This window comes from Nitrosomonas communis, from assembly GCF_024102715.1.
GTDB classification, from domain to species: domain Bacteria; phylum Pseudomonadota; class Gammaproteobacteria; order Burkholderiales; family Nitrosomonadaceae; genus Nitrosomonas; species Nitrosomonas communis_B.
The window spans coordinates 1-21,109 of sequence record NZ_JAGFJM010000103.1 but is presented as its reverse complement, the minus strand read 5'-3'; the positions used below and the strand labels follow the sequence as shown (position 1 = coordinate 21,109).

The 21,109-nt window shown below is 46.3% G+C and carries 18 protein-coding genes; 5 read left to right on the top strand and 13 right to left on the bottom strand.

Annotated features, from left to right (window positions below):
• Positions 1–522: chorismate synthase (gene aroC / locus J5I83_RS09780; protein WP_304055471.1), on the bottom strand; the 522-nt coding region annotated here is incomplete at its 3' end.
• Between the two features lie 195 nt (positions 523–717).
• Between aroC and hemF the strand changes: the two genes are divergently transcribed.
• Positions 718–1,617: an oxygen-dependent coproporphyrinogen oxidase gene (hemF, locus tag J5I83_RS09775; protein ID WP_304055468.1), complete on the top strand. Its 900-nt coding sequence runs from the start codon at positions 718–720 to the stop codon at positions 1,615–1,617.
• Between the two features lie 96 nt (positions 1,618–1,713).
• On the opposite strand, the gene rsmA is transcribed toward hemF, so the two are convergent.
• From rsmA to J5I83_RS09755, 4 genes are all read right to left on the bottom strand, one after another.
• On the bottom strand, positions 1,714–2,490 hold the full coding sequence (rsmA, locus tag J5I83_RS09770) for a 16S rRNA (adenine(1518)-N(6)/adenine(1519)-N(6))-dimethyltransferase RsmA (protein WP_304055466.1): 777 nt from the start codon (positions 2,488–2,490) through the stop codon (positions 1,714–1,716).
• A 50-nt stretch (positions 2,491–2,540) separates the two neighbouring features.
• The gene (pdxA, locus tag J5I83_RS09765; RefSeq protein WP_304055475.1) at positions 2,541–3,530 is read right to left on the bottom strand and encodes a 4-hydroxythreonine-4-phosphate dehydrogenase PdxA; all 990 of its coding nucleotides are present in this window, start codon (positions 3,528–3,530) and stop codon (positions 2,541–2,543) included.
• A 26-nt stretch (positions 3,531–3,556) separates the two neighbouring features.
• Positions 3,557–4,852, bottom strand: a complete 1,296-nt coding sequence (locus J5I83_RS09760) for a peptidylprolyl isomerase (RefSeq protein ID WP_369683416.1) — start codon at positions 4,850–4,852, stop codon at positions 3,557–3,559.
• A 111-nt stretch (positions 4,853–4,963) separates the two neighbouring features.
• The gene (locus tag J5I83_RS09755) at positions 4,964–7,234 is read right to left on the bottom strand and encodes an LPS-assembly protein LptD (protein ID WP_304055464.1); all 2,271 of its coding nucleotides are present in this window, start codon (positions 7,232–7,234) and stop codon (positions 4,964–4,966) included.
• A gap of 275 nt (positions 7,235–7,509) precedes the next feature.
• On the opposite strand from J5I83_RS09755, the gene J5I83_RS09750 reads away from it, so the two are divergent.
• Complete coding sequence (locus tag J5I83_RS09750) at positions 7,510–9,450, top strand: ATP-dependent DNA helicase (protein ID WP_304055460.1); 1,941 nt, start codon at positions 7,510–7,512, stop codon at positions 9,448–9,450.
• A gap of 54 nt (positions 9,451–9,504) precedes the next feature.
• Here the strand turns inward: J5I83_RS09750 and J5I83_RS09745 are convergent, their stop codons facing one another.
• From J5I83_RS09745 to J5I83_RS09725, 5 genes are all read right to left on the bottom strand, one after another.
• The gene (locus J5I83_RS09745; RefSeq protein ID WP_304055458.1) at positions 9,505–10,023 is read right to left on the bottom strand and encodes an SRPBCC family protein; all 519 of its coding nucleotides are present in this window, start codon (positions 10,021–10,023) and stop codon (positions 9,505–9,507) included.
• A complete protein-coding gene (locus J5I83_RS09740) occupies positions 10,013–10,648 on the bottom strand; it encodes a hypothetical protein (protein WP_304055455.1) in 636 nt (211 codons plus the stop codon). The genes J5I83_RS09745 and J5I83_RS09740 overlap by 11 nt, the downstream gene beginning before the upstream one ends.
• Before the next feature lie 176 nt (positions 10,649–10,824).
• Positions 10,825–11,556: an energy transducer TonB gene (locus J5I83_RS09735; RefSeq protein WP_304055453.1), complete on the bottom strand. Its 732-nt coding sequence runs from the start codon at positions 11,554–11,556 to the stop codon at positions 10,825–10,827.
• The gene (locus J5I83_RS09730) at positions 11,553–11,960 is read right to left on the bottom strand and encodes a biopolymer transporter ExbD (RefSeq protein WP_304055451.1); all 408 of its coding nucleotides are present in this window, start codon (positions 11,958–11,960) and stop codon (positions 11,553–11,555) included. The genes J5I83_RS09735 and J5I83_RS09730 overlap by 4 nt, the downstream gene beginning before the upstream one ends.
• On the bottom strand, positions 11,950–12,612 hold the full coding sequence (locus tag J5I83_RS09725) for a MotA/TolQ/ExbB proton channel family protein (RefSeq protein WP_304055449.1): 663 nt from the start codon (positions 12,610–12,612) through the stop codon (positions 11,950–11,952). Before J5I83_RS09725 ends, J5I83_RS09730 begins: the two co-directional genes overlap by 11 nt.
• A 411-nt stretch (positions 12,613–13,023) precedes the next feature.
• On the opposite strand from J5I83_RS09725, the gene ovoA reads away from it, so the two are divergent.
• Both ovoA and J5I83_RS09715 read left to right on the top strand, forming a co-directional pair.
• The gene (gene ovoA, locus J5I83_RS09720) at positions 13,024–15,135 is read left to right on the top strand and encodes a 5-histidylcysteine sulfoxide synthase (RefSeq protein ID WP_304055446.1); all 2,112 of its coding nucleotides are present in this window, start codon (positions 13,024–13,026) and stop codon (positions 15,133–15,135) included.
• Complete coding sequence (locus J5I83_RS09715; protein ID WP_304055445.1) at positions 15,132–16,304, top strand: PatB family C-S lyase; 1,173 nt, start codon at positions 15,132–15,134, stop codon at positions 16,302–16,304. The genes ovoA and J5I83_RS09715 overlap by 4 nt, the downstream gene beginning before the upstream one ends.
• Before the next feature lie 10 nt (positions 16,305–16,314).
• On the opposite strand, the gene J5I83_RS09710 is transcribed toward J5I83_RS09715, so the two are convergent.
• From J5I83_RS09710 to J5I83_RS09700, 3 genes are all read right to left on the bottom strand, one after another.
• The gene (locus J5I83_RS09710) at positions 16,315–16,713 is read right to left on the bottom strand and encodes a hypothetical protein (protein ID WP_304055443.1); all 399 of its coding nucleotides are present in this window, start codon (positions 16,711–16,713) and stop codon (positions 16,315–16,317) included.
• A gap of 93 nt (positions 16,714–16,806) precedes the next feature.
• Positions 16,807–18,222, bottom strand: a complete 1,416-nt coding sequence (nhaC, locus tag J5I83_RS09705; RefSeq protein ID WP_304055441.1) for a Na+/H+ antiporter NhaC — start codon at positions 18,220–18,222, stop codon at positions 16,807–16,809.
• A gap of 137 nt (positions 18,223–18,359) precedes the next feature.
• Positions 18,360–20,153, bottom strand: a complete 1,794-nt coding sequence (locus J5I83_RS09700) for an SLC13 family permease (RefSeq protein ID WP_304055438.1) — start codon at positions 20,151–20,153, stop codon at positions 18,360–18,362.
• A gap of 450 nt (positions 20,154–20,603) precedes the next feature.
• Between J5I83_RS09700 and J5I83_RS09695 the strand changes: the two genes are divergently transcribed.
• Positions 20,604–21,002: a response regulator gene (locus J5I83_RS09695; protein WP_304055436.1), complete on the top strand. Its 399-nt coding sequence runs from the start codon at positions 20,604–20,606 to the stop codon at positions 21,000–21,002.
• The last annotated feature ends 107 nt before the right edge of the window (positions 21,003–21,109 follow it).

The following is a 21,109-nucleotide window of genomic DNA, read 5'->3' as shown; positions in this document are numbered from 1 at the left end:
ATTTATATCATCCCACTGCCTAAAAGGTATAACGACAGGTCCTAATTGCGCCATATAACCGCGGATAATGATACCAAAAGTTTCATGCAGCCATTTTTTGGCAATGGCTGCTGCTGCAACCCGTACTGCAGTTTCACGTGCTGATGCGCGCCCGCCGCCACGGTAATCACGGATACCATACTTTTGCCAATAGGTGTAATCGGCATGCCCCGGACGAAACACTTGCATAATTTTACTGTAATCCTTGCTGCGTTGATCTTCGTTGCGAATCAGCAAGGCAATCGGCGTACCGGTCGTTTTACCTTCAAACACACCTGAAAGAATCTCTACCCGATCAGCTTCACGTCGCTGGGTAACGTGCCGCGAAGTGCCCGGTTTACGTCGATCCAGTTCTCGTTGTATATCCTCTTCTGATAAAGCCATTCCTGGCGGACAACCATCTACCACACAACCAATCGCTGGACCATGCGATTCACCAAATGATGTAACACAAAAAAGTTTCCCAAACGTATTGCCAGACATTTTCTTCTTCTCGTTAATTCGGTGTGCCAAGTCTAACACATGCCACTACGGATTTACTCACTGTCGCACCAGCCAACACTTTCAGCCGCATGCTTGCGGTTGAATTTCTTTCCTAGCCGTGTACCTGTAGGTAGAATGACGCTTGTGATCAAAAGTCTATTTAACTGATGTTACTGAGCTAAAAGAGGAGCAATCATGAATACAGCGGAAGTCAAAGCGTTTCTGACAGATTTACAAAAAAGAATCGTTGCAGGGTTAGAGCAAATAGATGGCAAACCTTTCCTGCATGATGTCTGGGAACGCCCGGAGGGAGGAGGTGGACTGAGTTGTGTGATCGAAGAAGGCAATGTGTTTGAGCGCGGTGGAGTCAATTTTTCGTATGTCTTTGGTGGTGGCTTACCTGCCTCCGCCACTGCTGCGCGACCTGAGCTAGCTGGCCGTTCTTTTGAAGCTACCGGGGTATCACTGGTCTTGCATCCCCGTAACCCTTATGCGCCCACTGTGCATATGAATGTGCGCTTTTTTGAGGCTAGAAAGGAAGGCACAGAATCTATTTGGTGGTTTGGTGGCGGCATGGATCTAACGCCCTATTATGGCTTTGAAGAAGATGCTATTCATTTTCACCAGACCTGCAAAGACGCACTGCAACCTTTTGGGGATGAACACCATCCGCATTTCAAAAAATGGTGCGATGATTATTTTTACTTAAAACACCGCAAGGAACCGCGTGGCATTGGCGGTATTTTTTTTGATGATTTCAACCAACCTGATTTCGCCACCTGCTTTAACTTAATGCAAAGTGTGGGCGATCATTTCTTAGCCGCCTATATCCCTATTCTGGAAAGACGCTTTAACATACCCTATGGAGAACGTGAGCGTGACTTCCAGGCTTATCGGCGCGGACGCTATGTCGAATTTAATCTGGTCTGGGACAGAGGAACGTTGTTTGGATTACAGACAGGCGGGCGTACTGAATCCATCCTAATGTCATTGCCACCGATCGTCAAGTGGCGTTATAACTGGACACCTGCCGCAGGCAGTACCGAAGCAGCACTCTATACTGATTTTCTGATTGGTAAAGACTGGGTGGAATGATTATTTGGAGATTCTCATCGAGCGCTGTAAAACTGGCGCTCAGTTTGTCTTTCGCGATCGAATCCACGCGTAGGAACAAAAGTCGTTACCCAAACATTATTCAGGAAGCTTACTCAAATAGCTCACGATCATTGCAAATTGCACTACCGACAAATTCTCTGCGCGCAAACCGGAATCTAAACCTAACACATCAAAATCATCTGGCTCTAAATAACCATGCAACGTGTTGCGCAATGTTTTGCGTCGCTGTGAGAAGGCAGTTGATACCACTTTGGCAAATAACGGTTCCTGCTCAAGCGGGACAATCGGTTGCGTCAATGGAAGCATGCGCACAATAGCTGATTGTACTTTGGGAATAGGACGAAACGACTCAGCCGGAACAGTCAGAATCTGCTCCATTTCAAAACGATTCTGCAGCATCACCGACAGACGCCCATAATCGGTTGTAGAAGGAATAGCGACCATGCGCTCGACGACCTCCTTCTGCAACATGAAATGCATATCGAGAATATGGGAACAGAATTGACTAAGATGAAATAAAAGCGGCGTGGAAATATTGTAGGGCAAATTGCCAACAATGCGTAATGAATGACCTAATTGAGAAAAATCAAACTGCAGCGCATCGGCCGAAAAGATGGTTAGCTTTTCTTCAGTGAACTCCCGGTACAAATACTCAACGATATCCCGATCAACTTCCACGACATCAAGGTGATTCACTATTTGCAGCAATGGGCGTGTCAATGCCCCTAGCCCAGGACCAATCTCAACCAGTTGATCGCTCTTGGATGGCCGGATTGCTTGTATGATTTCAACGATGATATGGGAGTCGGTCAGAAAATTCTGGCCAAAACGCTTGCGAGGAATATGCTTCACACTTTAACCAATCAGTAGGTACAGGCCATTCGTGGCTGTGGTTAGGAAATTCAGGATTGTGGCAGAATACGCTTATTTTGAGCCAGCATGATAGCCAATTTTATGGCTGCCCGTAAACTGCCTGGATCTGCGCGCCCCGTTCCCGCCAAATCTATAGCGGTGCCGTGATCGACCGACGTCCGGATAATGGGAAGCCCTAAAGTGACATTAACCCCCGTCCCAAAGCTTGCATACTTAAGCACAGGCAATCCCTGATCATGGTACATGACAAGAATACAATCATACTCCGGCAACCGGGCTGGATTAAACATGGTATCGGCCGGCAAAGGCCCTCGCAACGCCATACCTTCAGCACGAAGTCTATCTAATACTGGAATGATGACATCAATTTCTTCACGTCCTATATGACCAGACTCGCCTGCATGAGGGTTGAGCCCAGCAACCGCAATACAGGGATTATCGATGAGAAAACGATGAATCAGATCATGATGAATGATACGTAGTTTTTGTTCCAGCTTCTCAGCCGTGATGGCCGCAGCAACTTCCTTCAGCGGCAAATGCGTAGTAGCAAGCGTAACGCGCATGTTGCCACCTACCAACATCATGACTACCTGGCTGTGTGTCATTTCTGCCAGATATTCGGTATGACCGGTAAAAGATATCCCTCCCTCGATAATGATTCCCTTGTGAACCGGCGCTGTCACCATGCCATCAAACATTCCATTCTGACACCCTTTTACCGCATATTGCAGTGTTCTGAGTACATAACTTGCATTCGCTGGATCGAGTTGGCCAGGATGAACCGGTACATTGACCGGTATATGCACGATTTGCAGGCTGCCAGGCTTATGTTTACCGCAAAGGGCAGAAGATCTTTCAATTATTTCCAAAGGCAGCTGTAATAATGCTGCACGCTGCTGCAGTATATTCCGGTCAGCAATGACCACGAGTTGACAGGCTAAAGCTTCCTGGGCAATCTGGATGCACAAATCGGGACCAATACCAGCTGGTTCACCCGCCGTTAATGCAAGAATGAGCATTTGATTCACAACTAAAAGCTATCGCGCTAAAGATCTTCTGACCGGTATTCAACATAAACCTGATCGCGTAACTGCTGTAGCCATTCCTGCAGCACCATATCAGTCTTGCGTGCCTGGATCGCTTGACGTGCAGCTTGGCGCTGCTGCTTCTCGCTCACATCCTGTGTCCGACGTTCCATCACCTGAATCAAATGCCAGCCAAACTGGGTTCTTACAGGCGAGCTAATTTGGCCAGGTAACAATGCATCCATCGCTTGTTCAAATTCACGCACAGTATCGCCCGGAGAAAGCCAGCCGAGATCCCCCCCCCCTGAGGCGCTGGCATCTTCAGAATATGCTTTTGCCGTTTCGGCAAAATTAGCACCACTATCAATGCGATCTTTGATCTGCATGATCATACGGTGCGCATCATCTTCCGATGTCAGCTCACTGATTTTAATGAGAATATGCCGGGCATGCGTTTGATTGACAATGACCACAGGGGTTTCTTGCGGGCGCCGGCCAAGCAGTTTAAGAATATGGAAACCTACAGGACTCTGAATGATGGGTGTCAGCTCGCCAGGTTGCATGTTAGCCAATATTTCAGCAAAGGTGGTTCCCATTTGCATGATCGGCCGCCATCCAAGGTCTCCACCCTGCATGGCATTAGGCGCATCAGAAAATTCTGCAGAAACTTGTGCGAATTCGACTCCCTCCTGCAGTTTTCTCAAAGCAGCTTCAGCGCGCTGACGCTTCATTTCAACTTGGGCCGCATCCATTTGTTCCAGGATCTGAACCAGAATATGCGCTACACGATACTCATCATTACCCATTGATGAAGTTTCCTGAGTGCGTAGAAAATTGTCTATTTCACCTTCTGTCACATTGACACGAGTGCTTATCTCCCGTTCCTTTAGCCGGGTTAGCAGGATTTCATTGCGTATCTCGTCACGGAATTGACTCAAAGCTATACCATCTTGTTCGAGCGCAGCATAGAATTCCCCCATGGACAAATTATTTTCCTTGGCGACATTGCGTATCGTTTTATCAAGCTCGGTATCACTGACGGATATGCCTAGTTCTTTTGCACGTTGCAACTGGATTCTTGTGAGAATAAGACGTTCTAATATTTGTTTTTCTAACACGCTAAAAGACGGCAACTGGATTCCCTGTTTCCGCAACTGTTTGACGGTATTTTGAATTACCTCATCCAGCTCATTGCGGGTAATGACTTCTTCATTGACGACAGCAACAATATGATCGATTGGTAGCACCTGATTGGGCGCAGCTGTTTGTTGCGCCATAATATCCCCCGCCACCGCCAAGAAGACTAGCATCAACATAATTTGACCAGCAGATCCCGCTCTATTAAGAAGGAGGCTCACCATCTTAGCTATCCTGCATATATCTTTCACAATACCCATTGATTTCGATTGTTAAATTAACCAAGTTACTTACTGCTCGCTTGTGCGCGTATAGCCCGGAATACCCTGTCGTAATACGCGTATCGGGTTATTGCCTATTCGCATCAGGCCGTTTAATTCGAGCTGGACAAAAAATGCAGTAGACGTTCTCTCTGTTGCGGTAATAAACCGGTTTAGCACCATGCGCAGTGACCAACAGCATGAATTGTATTCTATTCCTATCAACCCCGCTAAAAGCTTTTCATCCTTCAATGAATAGTTGACACTTGCCATCCCTTGCCAATTTTTCAGGAATGGCCATTGCGTTGATGCATCGACCTGCTCCAGACCGACTCCTGGCGGAAGAAAAAACGGATTAGTCTGCACCAAACCAGGTATTCCGCGAGTGTAGCGATAGCCGATATTGAATACTTTGCCTGGCTCTGGGTGATAACTTACCCCAGTACGAATTTTTTCTGTACGCAACTCACTTTGATCAAGCTGTATACTCGTATCAGTCGTAATCGACGGTGTGATACGCCCTGAAATAGCAGCAATAAAATCTGATTTATCGCTTGTCGTTTGTTGTGTACTTAGCACTACGTTCCGGTCTGCAAACCTTATCCGTTGTCCCGCCGCAATCCGCAATCGCTCATCACCTGTTGCCGACTCGATTAAGCGCGAGGTCAATGCAAACGTGATCTCATTGGCGTCATTGATCCGGTCATGGCCGCTGAATCTATTTTCAGTAAAAATCTGCGCAAAACTGAAGTCCATCTCGGCTGATTCAAAATTGGGAAAAATACGGCCATCCTGATTGCGGAAAGGAACATAGAGATAATAAATACGTGGCTCAAGTGTTTGCACGAAATTTTCTTTCCTGAACATCATATCCCGTTCAAATACCACGCCAGTATCGAGACTGAATAACGGTACAGTACGCGTAATATTGGTATCTCCACTTTCGCTCACCGGCTCATTCAAATTGTAGCGGGTATGATGCAGGCTTATCCTGGGTTTGATATAACCAAACGATGTTTGCAAAGGCACACTGACGCTGGGAAACAGCACCATGCGCATTCCATCGGCCAAGCTTAATGTTTGCCCATCCGGCAAACGTTGGCTTTCAAAATAAAAATTTGTCCAGATACTGGTAAGATCAAAATCAAATCCATAGATATTCCGCTGCGACGCTGTCAAGGAAAACTGGGGTAAACGCTTGTAGGGAGGTGTAATCAACGCCCTCGGATCTTGCAGTGTCTGGAAACTCTGAACGAGTGCAGTAAAATTTATCGCTCCCTTACGACCCAAATGACTATTATATGAAGTAGACATCTGCTGCAGCAGGTTGGTTCTGGAAGTAAGTCCAACGTTAACACCCAGATCACGGAAAAAATCACGATCAGAAACCAGGTTATAGTCGAGATTTCCTGACCACCCTTTCCCCAGATACTGCGCATGAGTCAATGACAAACCATAGCGAGTTTTATCTGTAATCCAATCATCAGGCAAGACATCGAATATTGCCTGCCCAGCCAGCGTCTGCCCCATATAGCGGAACTCATTTTCAAGCATGATGCCGCGTTTGCTCATGGCGCGTGGTGTGATCGTAGCATCGTAATTAGGCGCAATGTTCCAGTAAAAAGGCAACGATACTTCCACACCACTTCGCGCTGTATTCCCCATGACAGGTGCAAGAAAGCCTGATTTGCGCTTGCCGCTATAAGAAAAATTCATCCACGGAACATAGAGTATGGGTACATCCTTGAACAATACGCTAGCATGCCGCGCAGTACCTACTTGCTGTTCGTGATCAATTTCCAAATCATCTGCTCGTATGAACCAATCATTGTTTCCAACTGGGCAAGTGGTATAACTACCTTTTATTAAGCGGTAATGATCTTCCCCTTCAAATAAAAATAAACTGCCACTGCCGCGCCCGCCCCCTTCTTTTAAAGAATAATTGGGTTGACCCAATTCTCCAGTTATACTTTTTAGATTCAATCTAAGATGCGTTCCTTCCAGAACGTCCTTTTCTCGTTCAACATGCACTTTACCCTCAATCACCGCATCATCAGTAGCAGGAAAATATTTCATATGCTCGGCTGATATCAGCTGATCGCCACGCTGCAATTTGGCTTTTCCTATAGCCTCGACTTCTTGTTGCGGGTAACCTTTTATTTCGTCCGCCTCTATGTATACCGGAAGGTGTTTTTTCGATTCATTAGGCAATTCGACTGCAGCAGTAGTAACAGATAAGCCAAGTAAAATGAAGAAAACGAAGATTTGAGTAAAAAATTTGTTCATTACGCGTTTAGTCATCCTGAAAATCTTTTTTTTCAGGCGATAGTTGCTATAGTCCAGGTTTTCACCCTACCCACATGGCAAGGATGATATTGAAGTGAGATGAAAAATTTCACATTATGAACGCTACATAATAAAAGTACTCAGTCGAGTTTCACTAAATAAAGGCAATCAATTCATGCAACAGTAATTCCCCGAATCTTTTCAAAACATACCGAATTGAATTAAATCAATTTGCTCTAACCCATTACCTATGTCACGAATGTGCTATTTTAGCTGACAATATTTTATCCATGTCCGATCTCGTAACTATTTTTTCTGAGAATGGCCTACTGGCCCGCACTATATCAGGTTATCGTGCTCGTCCTCAGCAACTGGAAATGGCGCAAGCCATTGCAGATACCATTACACGTCATGGCGTGCTCCTGGCAGAAGCAGGCACAGGCACTGGAAAAACATTTGCCTATCTAGCGCCCGCCCTATTAATGGGCGGCAAAGTGATTCTCTCTACCGGCACCAAAACACTGCAAGATCAACTATTTAACCGAGATATTCCCACCATGCGTGCAGCACTGAAAGTCCCTGTCACAGTAGCACTGCTGAAAGGCCGCACCAATTATATCTGCCATTATCATCTGGAAAGAACATTACAAGCCACCCATCTCAGTTTCACATCCCGCGAGGAAGTCAGCCATCTGGGGCTGATCGAACGTTACGCCAAAACAAGTCAGCATGGCGATAAAAGCGGACTCAGCAAGGTTCCGGAAAATGCACCCATCTGGCAGCATGTGACTTCCACGCGCGATAACTGCCTTGGGTCGGAATGTCCTCATTACAAGCAATGCTTTGTCATGGAAGCACGTAAATACGCGCTTGCAGCCGATATTGTCGTGGTCAATCACCATTTATTCTTTGCCGATGTGATGTTGCGCGATGAAGGGCTATCCGAATTGCTACCCGCCTGCAATACGGTCATTTTTGATGAAGCGCATCAATTGCCTGAAGTCGCCAGCCTCTTTTTTGGTGAATCGGTCAGCACCAGCCAGTTGTTGGAACTCGCACGCGACGCTGAGGCCGAGGCTCTGCTCAACGCCAAAGACTTCGTTCCTTTACCCGAAGCAGTAGCCGCCATGGAAAAAGCAACCCGCGATTTACGTTTAACCATCGCGGGAGAAAACATCCGCCTACCATCCGCCACAGTAATGCAAACCCCAGGCTTCAAAGATACGCTCGTCATTCTACAGGACAAACTCACACTACTCGTCAGTCTGCTTGAGAATCAGGCAGTTCGTTCACAGGGACTGGAGAACTGCTGGCGCCGCGCTGCCACCATTCTTGCCAATATCAAACACTGGCATGAGCAAATCGAAAACGAAGGCTATGTGCGCTGGGTGGAAACATTCAGTCATACTTTGCAGCTCAATGCCACTCCTCTCTCCGTTGCGGAAATATTCAATAAACAATTAAATGCTTCCCTTCGCGCCTGGATATTCACCTCAGCAACTTTAGCAGTTAAAAATGATTTCTCCCATTACCGTCAGGCGATGGGGTTAGCAGCTGCTCAGTCAATCAGCTTGAGCAGTCCGTTTGATTTTTCTCATCAGGCATTGCTCTATGTTCCAACTCACCTTCCCAATCCCAATGACCGCAGTTATACCGAATGTGCCGTCAAAGCAGCACTACCAGTATTACGGGCAAGCCGTGGCCGGGCATTCTTTTTGTGCACCAGCTTGCGTGCCATGCAACAAGTATATGCACTCCTGCAGGCAAGATTAGCATATGAGCAACTCGATTTTCCGCTGTTACTGCAAGGTCAGGGATCACGCACCGCTATGCTGGAACGCTTTCGTGAAGCAGGTAACGCCATCCTCATCGGCAGCCAATCCTTCTGGGAAGGAATCGATGTACGGGGTGAAGCACTCTCATTGGTGATCATCGACAAGCTACCATTCGCCTCACCGGATGATCCGGTGCTGTCAGCACGCATTGAAAAAATCAACAAGGAAGGCCGCAATGCCTTCATGGAATATCAGCTACCCCGCGCCATCATCAACCTCAAACAAGGTGCAGGACGTCTGATCCGGGATGAGCATGATCGAGGAGTACTGATGATTTGTGACCCGCGACTGATTTCTCAATCCTATGGCAAGCGCATCTGGCAGAGTCTGCCCCCTATGAAGCGCACACGGAATTTAACTGATGTGGAACATTTTTTTGCCGGGAATAAACCGTAATGACAACCTGAATCAGGAAAGCAGGATTGGTAATGGCAATACCACCTAGATGAATCACCTAACCCTGTTGCAATATCGTTCAGTGTGAACGGATTCCAGGCTGGCATTCAACAAGTGTGCCAACCCCATTGCTCCTTGCCGCATCACTTGATGATGATTCCAGCTGAACAGAGGTCGTGCAAGCGGGGCAATCAGATTCATCCACGGCCGGTTGGTGTGCACATGCCATTCATAATGCACTGTCGTCACGCCATCTCCATAAAAGAAACACCACCGCCCAGCCCCAACCATTTCTCCGCTTGCTTGCCCTTCTATTAGCGCGAGCGGCACAAGCCGTGTCACACGCATATCAAAAGTAAGCGAGTAAGGAATCCGTCCTCGCCAGGTAAAACGATGGACACTTCCGACCCCACTCGCCTCGCCAGGTACAAGTTTTTCCACTTTCTCCACACTCTGCCACCATATAGGCCAATCATGGCACTGCGTAATGGTATCGTACACCTCTGATAAAGGCGCGCTTATGCGCCATTCAGTGGTAAATTTGAATTCGGTCGCTGACACTTTACTGATCAAAAAAACCTGCAGGGAACACTGGATTGATTTGATATTCCGACATCTCCACCATTTCAATCAGACTGCCATCCGCCTGATAGCTCATCACTTTAAGCGGAAAACCAGTCGTCAGGTCCAACCATACCTCCATCCGTGACACAGCGCCTACACTAAAACCACTCTCCCCCTGTACACTCACTTGCAAGGCAGACTGGCCAGCAACCGAATCTGTACCGATTACAGTGGTTTTACCCTGGCTTTGCAACAACATAACGTTCTGATAGAAAGTGCCTAGATCAGATCGATCTACCCGCTGACCAGATGGACTCTGTATCAATCTATTCTCTGGGCTCAAACTGAACGAAGGGAAACTGCCGTATCCAAACAGCCATAATTTAACCCGCTCAGTCAGAGGACTATAAACCAGCACTGCACCATTAAATGGTTCAATTACTTCCATTCGCACATATCCTGGTTTCTGATAGTAGTAGCGTATGATGTCGGGTTTATCAGAATTATGACTGCCCGATGATTTGATCACGGTCTGATAAGCGCCCACCTGTTGGTAGTAATCAACAGCATCCTGAACAAAGTTGGTACTATCAGGAAGTAATAACGCCATGGTAAGCAGGACACCGGGCAACATTTAACAAAGCTCCTCAAGATATGGATATAGCTTCATGCATGGCAGTCAATGTTTAAGCGATACACGCTCGCGGCATTCGATGCTAACAAAAGCAGCATGGTGACTATTGTGGCACATTACTCTGTTGAAGGTGACTGATTCTTCCCTTCTCTATATGGTATTGAGAATTGCTGTGCTCACTCTTGCAACCTAAATCTAAATGATTGCAAGGCAATCGCACGTACCGGTTGACCATTCTGCAAAGGTGGATTGCAGCGCCAGGTTTTTACTGCAGCGATAGCAGCTTCATCAAGACGACGATATCCGCTGCTGTTAATTACTTGCGTCTTTTTCACGTGACCACTTTCATCCAGCTCCAGCTTTAGCATCAGCTCACCATGCTCACCAAGCTGGCGCGATTGACGCGGATAAGCAGGGGCATTCAATACTGGACAAATGACCGATAACTCTGAGGACAACATGACCGGTCCAGACGATGTTCCAGTCCCCAAAGATGTGCTAGAAGATGTATGCGAAGAACCTGATTGCATAGCATTTGTATCTGAGGTGTTTGGCGCTCCTTGAGTGACAGCAGATTGCTGTACTTCTGTTTTCTCCTTGGCTTTGCTATGTGATCGAGCGATTGGTTTTGCTGGAGTAGGCGCTACTATTTTGTCTTGATAAACTTCCTGGGGCGGTGTAGGTTTCTTTTCTGGTGTAAATACAGATTGCTCTGGCTGCTCTGCATGCTGGACATGTTCCCCAGAAGGTGAAGAAGATAACTGAGGTAGCGACACTAGCTTAAAAGTAATGGCAGCATCATCTAACTGATTATTTTTCTTGCCAAAATGGATAGGCAGTATCGTGATCGCACCATGCACAAGGCATGTCGTCAAGATAGGGATAGACCAGCCGCGTAACTGATTCATGGCACATCGCCTTCAGGCTTCTGCGTTGCAATACTCACCATGGTAAAGCCAACCCCCTGCACATCGCTTAGAATCTGCACCACACGCTGCACCGACGCGGATTGATCCACCACCAACAATACCGCCTCATAACGGGATACCATTGGTTGCAGCCGCGTTTTGAGTTCGTCCAATTCAATCCGGTTACCCTGCACATCGATCGCACCCGTCACCGGAATCGTAATTACCAAAGATTCTGTGTCGGCCTCACTAGGGGATTCCGCTTCTGGAATTGAAACTTCCAGTGTTTGAATTCGATGAAAGTTGGCGCCAAGAACAATGAAAATGACCAGGATGAATACACAGTCGATTAAGGGCGTAAGATTGATCGTCGGTGGAGTACGATCACGTGTTTCAAATTTCATCTGGCACCTCCACTTTGATCATATTTTTGGGCGCAACATATAGTACGCACTGAATAATGTCACTCAACTGAAGGCGAACATTATCCAAGCGGCTGGCAAGATAGCCGTGAGCTGCAAGTGTCGGAACTGCAATCGTCAGGCCGGCAGCTGTGGTCACAAGCGCTTCCCAAATTCCTGATGAGAGTTCGGATAGATTAATGCTGGAATTGCCGGATTCCTGAAGACCCATAAACATATTGATCATGCCAAATACCGTGCCCAGCAAACCCAGCAGCGGTGCAATCTGGGCAATAAAGGAAAGCAGTGAGAGGTTCTTTTCCAACTTCTGCAACTCGAGGCTAGCCACTCGCCTAGCTTCAGATTCTGCAAGGTCAGGCCGCTCTTTGAGTGCCTGCGCGGCAGCACATACCACATGAACGGCAGGATGGGAGTGGTGATTACACTCCCCGTTCACTGCATCAAAATTCCCTGAACGAATATGGTTTAGCGTATTTTCGTACCAACTCAGATCGGACAAATGTACCATCCGGTACTCGATGAGCTTGCGAAAAAACACAGCAAGTGCAATGATCGAACACGCATAGAGCGGCACCATCGTCCAGCCACCTTGAGCCAGAATTTCTCCGAGTAATATCACTGTATCGTTACTCATGATCGCTCCTTTGCTATAGGTAATCCTACTTTGCTCACTGCGAGCCTCAATGCTTTCAATCAATATCCCTATTCTTAGTGACAGTATATTAAAAAATTAATTTCATAAACAAGAAATATAATGATTATTATTTGCACCAGAAAAAAGTTGCGCCCCGATCATTTCCAGCAGAAAGTTCCGCTAATGATCACTCCATAAAAATTTACAAAGGCTAGTATCCGGTCGATTTTTAGTAGAAGTAAGTACGAGAATGAAGCTGAGATGAGGTGACTGGAGTTAAGTTATCTTTGGTAGCCATCAAGCAGCATTGTGCTACAAAACAGTTATTTTCTTGTCGAATATGACCTATAAAATCTGAAAGAGTATAATATCCGCTCCGAAAGTTCCGAATAAGCAGGTTGTTAATATTTTATGTCCAAAAAACTTTTTCAGAGAACACCGACGCTTGATGGCCATGACGTTAATGCCAAGCGTGAAGAAATACGGTCCTATTTTCACACTACACTAGATTGTTATGAACAGCTTTTTGAAACGTTACGCAATAATGAAGCTTATTACATTAAGCCAATCACGCTGCGCCATCCTCTGATTTTTTATTTAGGACATACTGCTACTTTCTTCATCAACAAATTGATTCTGGCTGGCTTGATTAGTGAACGGATCAATCCCAAGATGGAGTCGATGTTTGCAGTTGGTGTCGATGAAATGAGCTGGGATGATCTGGATACTACCCATTATGACTGGCCGGCCGTGGAAGAAGTACACGCCTACCGACGTACCATGCGCAGCGTCGTTGACAAACTGATCAATAATCTGCCTTTGACTTTGCCGATTGGCTGGGACAGCCCCTGGTGGACCATTGTGATGGGCATTGAACATGAACGCATTCACCTGGAAACTTCGTCGGTGCTGATTCGCCAGCATGCACTTCAATACGTTCAACCCCACCCCGATTGGCAACCGTGCCGGAAAAGCGGAACTGCACCGGAGAATCACTTGATCACTGTTCCGGCTGGCAAGGTACAGATAGGCAAAAGCAAGACTGATCCGACCTTTGGCTGGGACAATGAATATGGTCATCACGCGGCAGAAGTTCCTGCCTTCCAGGCGGGCCGTTATCTGGTCAGCAATCAGGAATTCCTCGCTTTTGTCGAAGCCAATGGTTATGGCATAGCAGATTACTGGGAAGAGGAAGGCCGCGGCTGGCTGCGGCATACCCGCGCGCAATACCCCACATTCTGGCTCAAACAGGGTAATGCATGGCGTTTCCGCCTCATGACCGAAGAAGTGTCGATGCCATGGGATTGGCCGGTAGAAGTCAATTATCATGAAGCCAAAGCTTTCTGTAACTGGAAAGCGAAAACCAGCGGCTTACCGGTACGCTTACCCACTGAAGACGAGTGGTATCGACTGTACGAGACAGCAAATCTGACCGAAGTACCGCATGCCAGTGCGGGTGCGGCAAATATTCATCTTGATCATTATGCTTCCAGTTGCCCGGTAACTGAGTTTCCTCAAGGCGAGTTTTTCGATCTCGTAGGCAATGTCTGGCAGTGGACGGAAACACCGACCTATCCATTCGAGGGATTCGATGTTCACCCGCACTATGATGATTTCACCACGCCTACTTTCGATGACCGGCATAATCTCATCAAAGGTGGCTCGTGGATTTCCTGCGGTAATGAATCTTTGAAATCATCCCGCTATGCATTCCGCCGTCATTTCTTCCAGCATGCCGGGTTTCGTTATATCGTCACTGACACACCTGCTTTCCAGCCTACTTCTCATTATGAAACAGACAAACTATTGTCCGAATATGCTGAATTTCATTATGGCGACAATTATTTCGATGTGCCCAATTTCCCGGCTGCACTGGCCAAACTGGCGATTGCTGCTATGGGCAACAAACCCGCCCGCAAAGCGCTCGATTTGGGATGTGCGTCAGGGCGCTCCACCTTCGAGCTAGCAAAACATTTCGGTCATGTCACCGGTGTCGATTTCTCTGCGCGTTTTATCAATCAAGGTGTTCAGCTCGTGCAACAAGGGATTCTGCGTTACACGCTGACAGATGAAGGTGAGCTTGTTTTTTATAAAGAACGTTCGCTGGTGAATCTGGGCCTTGATGATGTCAAGCATAAGGTCGAGTTTTATCAGGGAGATGCCTGCAATCTGAAACCAATTCTGACTGGCTATGATCTCATTCTTGCAGCTAACTTGATCGATCGCCTCTATGACCCGGCTAAATTCCTGACAAATGTGCATACCCGTCTGAATTCTGGCGGGCTATTGTTGATTGCTTCCCCTTATACCTGGCTGGAAGAGCATACTAAACGGGAGGCCTGGATTGGTGGTTTCAAGCGTGATGGCGAAAGCTTTACGACGCTGGATGGCTTGAAAGAAACACTGGGCAGTCACTTCAGATTAATTCAAGGCCCGCAAGAAGTACCTTTTGTCATTCGTGAAACCAAACGAAAATTCCAACATACCCTGTCAGAGGTAACGATTTGGGAGAAAATTGCGTGAGCGATCAATTCGATCGCGACATCAAACGAACTGGCACGAATAGCACGAAATTTGACGGGCGCCTGGGATTATTCGGCAATGCCAACGTAATGCCGTTATGGGTTGCGGATATGGATTTCGCTGCCCCTGCCGAAGTCACGCATGCGCTGATCGGGCGCGCCACGCACCCTATCTACGGCTATACACTTTTTCCGGAAAGCTTGTATGAATCACTCATCGATTGGCTAAGACTGCGCCATCATTGGCAAGTGGAACGCGAGTGGATTATTCTAAGTCCTGGAGTTGTCCCCTCGCTCACCGCCACGATTATGGCGCTTACCCAACCAAGCGAGCAGGTTATCGTCCAGCCACCGGTGTATTTTCCTTTCTTCTCGGCTGTAACCAAAACCGGCAGGCAGTTAATACGCAATCCGTTATATCTTGAGCATAATCAATACGCGATTGACTTCGAGCAACTGGAGCAAATTGGCGCAAATGCCCGCATGTTGCTGTTCTGCTCTCCCCATAATCCCGTGGGTAGAGTCTGGGACAAATCTGAACTGACCCAACTTATCAAGATTGCCAATAAACATGATTGGTTGATTATTTCAGATGAAATTCATGCCGATCTGGTTTATCCAGAAAACCAGCATCATCCACTGGCAAGTGTAACCGACAATCCAGAAAATATTATTACGGCTATTGCACCTAGCAAAACTTTCAACATTCCCGGACTTCATCTGTCTGCTCTGATCGTGCCGAATAAAGCCTATCGTGCTGCAATCACCCATTTTTTTGACATGATCCATGTCAGCGCAGCCAATCCATTCAGTATCGTGGCGTTTGAGACTGCCTACCGGCAAGGCGCAAGATGGCTAGATGAATTAATGGTTTATCTAAAAAATACACGCGACCATGTCAACATGTATCTGACCAAACATCTGCCAGACATTCAATTAATCAAGTCTGAGGGTACGTATCTGCTCTGGCTGGATTGTCGCGCACTTAACATGGACGATACTCAGCTAAAGCATTTTTTTGCTCATGAGGCTGAAGTTGGATTGAGTCCTGGCGCTTTATTTGGAAGGGAAGGCAGCGGTTTTATGCGCATGAATATCGGCACTCCCCGCCACAACATCATGGCGGCACTTGAAAATATCAGAAAAGCCTGCAATCGGATCAAGAGATAGTCTGGAAAAACTATCTTTGTAATTTACCAAGAAATATCGCAATGTTAGAGTCATTCCATGGCAGGATATCTTCGTCTCTCAAGAGATCGGGCAATTTCTTGGTTGACATTTCGCAAGCCTCATCATCACCAATCAGCAGTACTCTCCTTTTAGTTTCAAAAGCACAGCGGAGCTCCCATAGCTGCCCATCAGCCCGAATGGTATTTGCAGTGATGATACCAATCACCCCGTTACATCCCCTGACTTTTTCCCGGCATTCCTCCTTCCATGCGCTCTCCCATGATCTTTTTTCTGGCATGAAAACACATGTAAGTTCCGGGCTATCTTTGTTTATCTGCACTATAAGCCTATCCCTAAGATCAACATCCTTAAGCGCAGAACTGATGAAAAGCTGGTTTGTTGACTCCATCGCATTCCTCCCTGACCTGTTATCGTTAAGGGATAAATATCTCCATCCCTTACAGCCTTTTTCACGGCTGGGAGCAATATAGCACTCACCCCATCAAGCGTCAACGCGGAAACGATGGAGTAGCCCGACACCCAGGCTAGCCATTACAATAGAGACTACGGGATTAAGCACATTCAAAAAAGCATAAGGCGCATAATCTAATACTGGGATATCCAGTGTCGCTGCATAAAAAGCCCCAGCTGTTGTCCATGGAATTAATCCTGCTGTCATAGTGGCACCCTCTTCCACAGAACGGGAAAGAGTTGCGTTATCAAGCTGTGCTTTGTGATAAGCATTCTTGAATAATTGGCAATTCAGTATGATCGAAATATACGCCTCTCCCATTCCCATATTGCCGACTAGTCCGGATAGTATGGTGGTGATTATAAGAGTGCGAATACGCTTAATACGCACAATGATGCGCTCAAGAATGACAGCAAGAAATTTGGCGTGATGCAAAACGCCTCCCAGCGCTAACGCCATGATTGATAGCAGCAGTGTCCAGGTCATACTATAAATGCCGCCGCGACCAAGCAATGTATCGATATTTTCTAGACCAGTGGTACCACTTTTATTAAGCCAAAGTGCATTGAAAACATCAATGATATTTTTTTCCTGATAAAAAATAGCAATCGCCATGGCTAATACGATACTGCATGACATACTAATTGCAGGGGGATACTTTCTGATGCTCATCCCAAACATGCACCACAGCGGTAGCAATGTAATCCACAAATTCAACTGAAATATACTTTTTAGTGCATCTTGAATAGCCGCTATTTCTTCTGCAGGCAACGCATATTCTGAATATTGCTGGCCCACAAAAACAAAAAGGACAAGCGTTAGTACGTAGGCTGGGAAGGTGGTATACAGCATGGCATGAATGTGGCGATAGAGGTTTGTGCCCGCACTCATGGCTGCGAGATTCGTTGTATCTGACATGGGTGATAATTTATCACCAAAGGTTGCGCCTGATACGATCATGCCTGCTACAATGACTAAAGGAATTCCGATTACTTCGGCCATTCCGATCAATACCATCCCTATTGTTCCTACTGTACCCCAGGAAGTACCCGTCGCAATCGACATAAGGCTACATAAGATCAATCCAGACGCAAGAAATAGTGCCGGGTTGAGCAACTCCAGCCCATAATACAAGAGACTCGCTATCGTGCCGCTTTGCATAAAACTGGCAATTACCATGCCTATCAAAATAAATATGTAAATTGCAGGGAGCGCACTACTGATTCCCGTATTCATCATGTGCTGAATATCTGTGAAGGAATAGCCCAGGTTAGCTGCATGCGCGCCTACCCAGAGCAAACACAGGAAAATGATGGCATGAATATAGATCTCGAGCACGAATAGCCCTAAGGAAATCATTAAAAATATACCAAGCAAGCAAACAATAGCCTGCGCAAGGGATGGTTCTGGGCAAGTATTTTGCTTGCCTGTATCGTCTCGTGTCATTTCTGCTCAATTATTTACCAATACCAATCAAACCAAATCCCCGCAATAAATTCTGCAATCGGGCGTCATTCGCACTGCCAGGAGGGCAGTATCCATTTTCTCATCAAGCAATGCGTGAAATAATGGTTGTGCAGCTCTCATAGAGGCCCGAGCGGCCAAAATATTGGAATCAGCATGGCAGCGCCTAGCCCGAGTAATACATTTAACGGTATACCCAGACGGGCAAAGTCACTAAATTTATAGTTTCCGGCGCTATAAACCAATGTATTAGTTTGATAACCAATGGGTGTTGCAAAACTCATGCTGGCAGCAAACATCACTCCCACAACAAAAGGTCGGGCGTCCACCCCCATATGCTGCGCCAGTTCGATAACAATCGGAGTCATTAAAACAGCGACCGCATTGTTACTCAATACCTCTGTTACCAAAGAGGTCAACAAAATAACTATTAATAATGCCCACCATGGCTCCAATCCGTTGCCTAAATTGAGCAGACTGCGGGCCGCCATATCTGCCAGACCCGATTCACGCATGGCAATACTAATTGCCAGCATCCCAAAAATCATCACAAGTAAAGGCCATTCTATCGCTTTATAGGCTTCATCTGAACGGACACATCCTGTAGCCAGGACGATCGCTGCGCCAATGATCGCTGAAGCTTCAATCGGCAGCACCTGGAGTCCTGCCAATATGATGACACCCGCCATTACCACTAAAGCAATCGGCGCTTTATGTTGCCGTGGTGTCGTAACCTTACCTTCAGTCAGGGCAAATAGATCGCCATTTTCACAAAACCGCTTTATTTGCGCCGGCGTGCCTTCCACCAGTAAAACATCGCCAAATTGCAACTGAAAATCATCGACAACATCTCCTATGCTCGCATCTTTGCGATGAACTGCGATCAAATGAATGCCGTAACGCGCCAGCAAATCCAGATCACGGATAGGGCGCTGCACGTAACGAGAACTTGAACCGACAATCGCTTCAATAACAATTGCATCTTTACGACGCAAGGTTTCAAGATCATGACTGCTATTACCCCGCAAACCAACCAAATCAGATGAGTGCAAATCCATCATGGTACTGCCCTTGCTGTGCACAACCAACCGATCCCCTATTTCAAGCCGGATATCCGCCGCAGGTGATGAAATCACTTCATCACCACGAAATAGTTTGAGCACCAACACCCCGGCACGATTCAATTTTGCTGCCGCCAATGTTTTTCCTGCTAAGCGTGAATTTTCTGGCACAAACAGCTCGGTCATAAAAGCACGGTCACTTGCCCCCATAAATTGCTGCGCCAGCGTTTCCCGCAGAGGTAAAAACCTGGGAGCAAATAAAAAAATAAATACGCCTCCCAATAAAGCCAAAATAAGTGCGGACGTAGTAATCTCAAACAAACTAAATGGCGCCAATCCCATATCACGAGCGACACCATCCACCAGAATATTCGTTGAAGTTCCAATCAGCGTCATCATACCGCCCATAATCGTGGCATAAGATAATGGAATTAAAAAAAGTGAAGGAGAAGTATGCAATTTAATCGCTACTGCAATCACTGCAGGCGTCAATACCATCACCACAGGCGTATTATTAATAAATGGCGATATTACCAACGCTGTTAGCATGATTACCGCTAACAACTTGCGTTCACTTTGTCCGGCCACCTCCCCTATCCAATAAGCAAGCTTGGCAACACATCCTGTTTTTTCAAGTGAAGCGCTAACGATAAACAGTGCTGCAATTGTGATTGGCGCACTATTACTGAACACACTTAATACCTGCTTGCTATCGAGCAAGCCTAATGCCAGCAAACAGGCTACTGCAACCACTACCGCAATATCCGGACTCACCCATTCCCGCACCAGGGCAAGTAATAAAAACAAAATGACAAATCCAACCAATATTGGATTTATTAATTCAGCAACCAAAATCACCTCTAATCTTTATATAGAACAGCACAAGGTCCGTTATTTCATTACTTATTGCTTATTTAAAGGAACCAGCATTGATATGACAATCACCATTTTTAAAGTAATTCCTGCTGCCAATGCGCAAATTTTCGAATAGTTAATCGCATCTAAATTTTCAATTTTAAACCGTCTGCTCAAAAAAAATAATAACTTTCCTGTCGCGCGCATCGATTAATCAAAACTTCTTGCTCACTGAGAACAGCAAGGTGTAGTATTTTTCCACAAGAGAGATTTAAGAATGAGAACAACATGAATCTACCACTCGCTTCTTTATGAATAGCCTGATCGTAGTCACGCTGTTAATAGCAACATTCATAAAGAGAACAAAAACTCGGGATCTAGATGAGGCCTATTATTGAAAGGCCTGCTGACATTAGCTGCTACTTTGATTGAACAAAGGAGATGAATATGACACAAAGAATCGCTCACGTTGATGATGATCCTGATATTCGAGATACCGTTCGCCGCATTCTAAGCGCCCACGGCTATGAAGTTTACAGTTATCAGACAGCGAAAGATTTTATCAATTCGCTGCAAGATCCCGCTTTTGTCCCTGACTTAGCAATTCTTGATGTCATGGTCGAATCCATGGATGCAGGCTTGAATACATATGTAGAGTTACACAATCGCTTTCCTAAAATGCAGGCAATTTTTATGACTTCACTCGGCGACATGATTTTGCCTTATTTTGAAAATAAGTCACAAGAATGGATCTGCATTATCGAGAAGCCCATCGAACCATCAGTTTTGTTGTCTATCGTGCGTGACCGCCTAGGGGCGGCGAAACCTGAATTGAGTATCTTTTAGGGCGAAGTATCATGGCAACTGCCGATTTTTCCTGGAGCACCCCTACGCAGCAATTTACTTTAAAAGGAGGGAAAGAAAGTGGGCAGAAATTAAGCGACGAGATATTA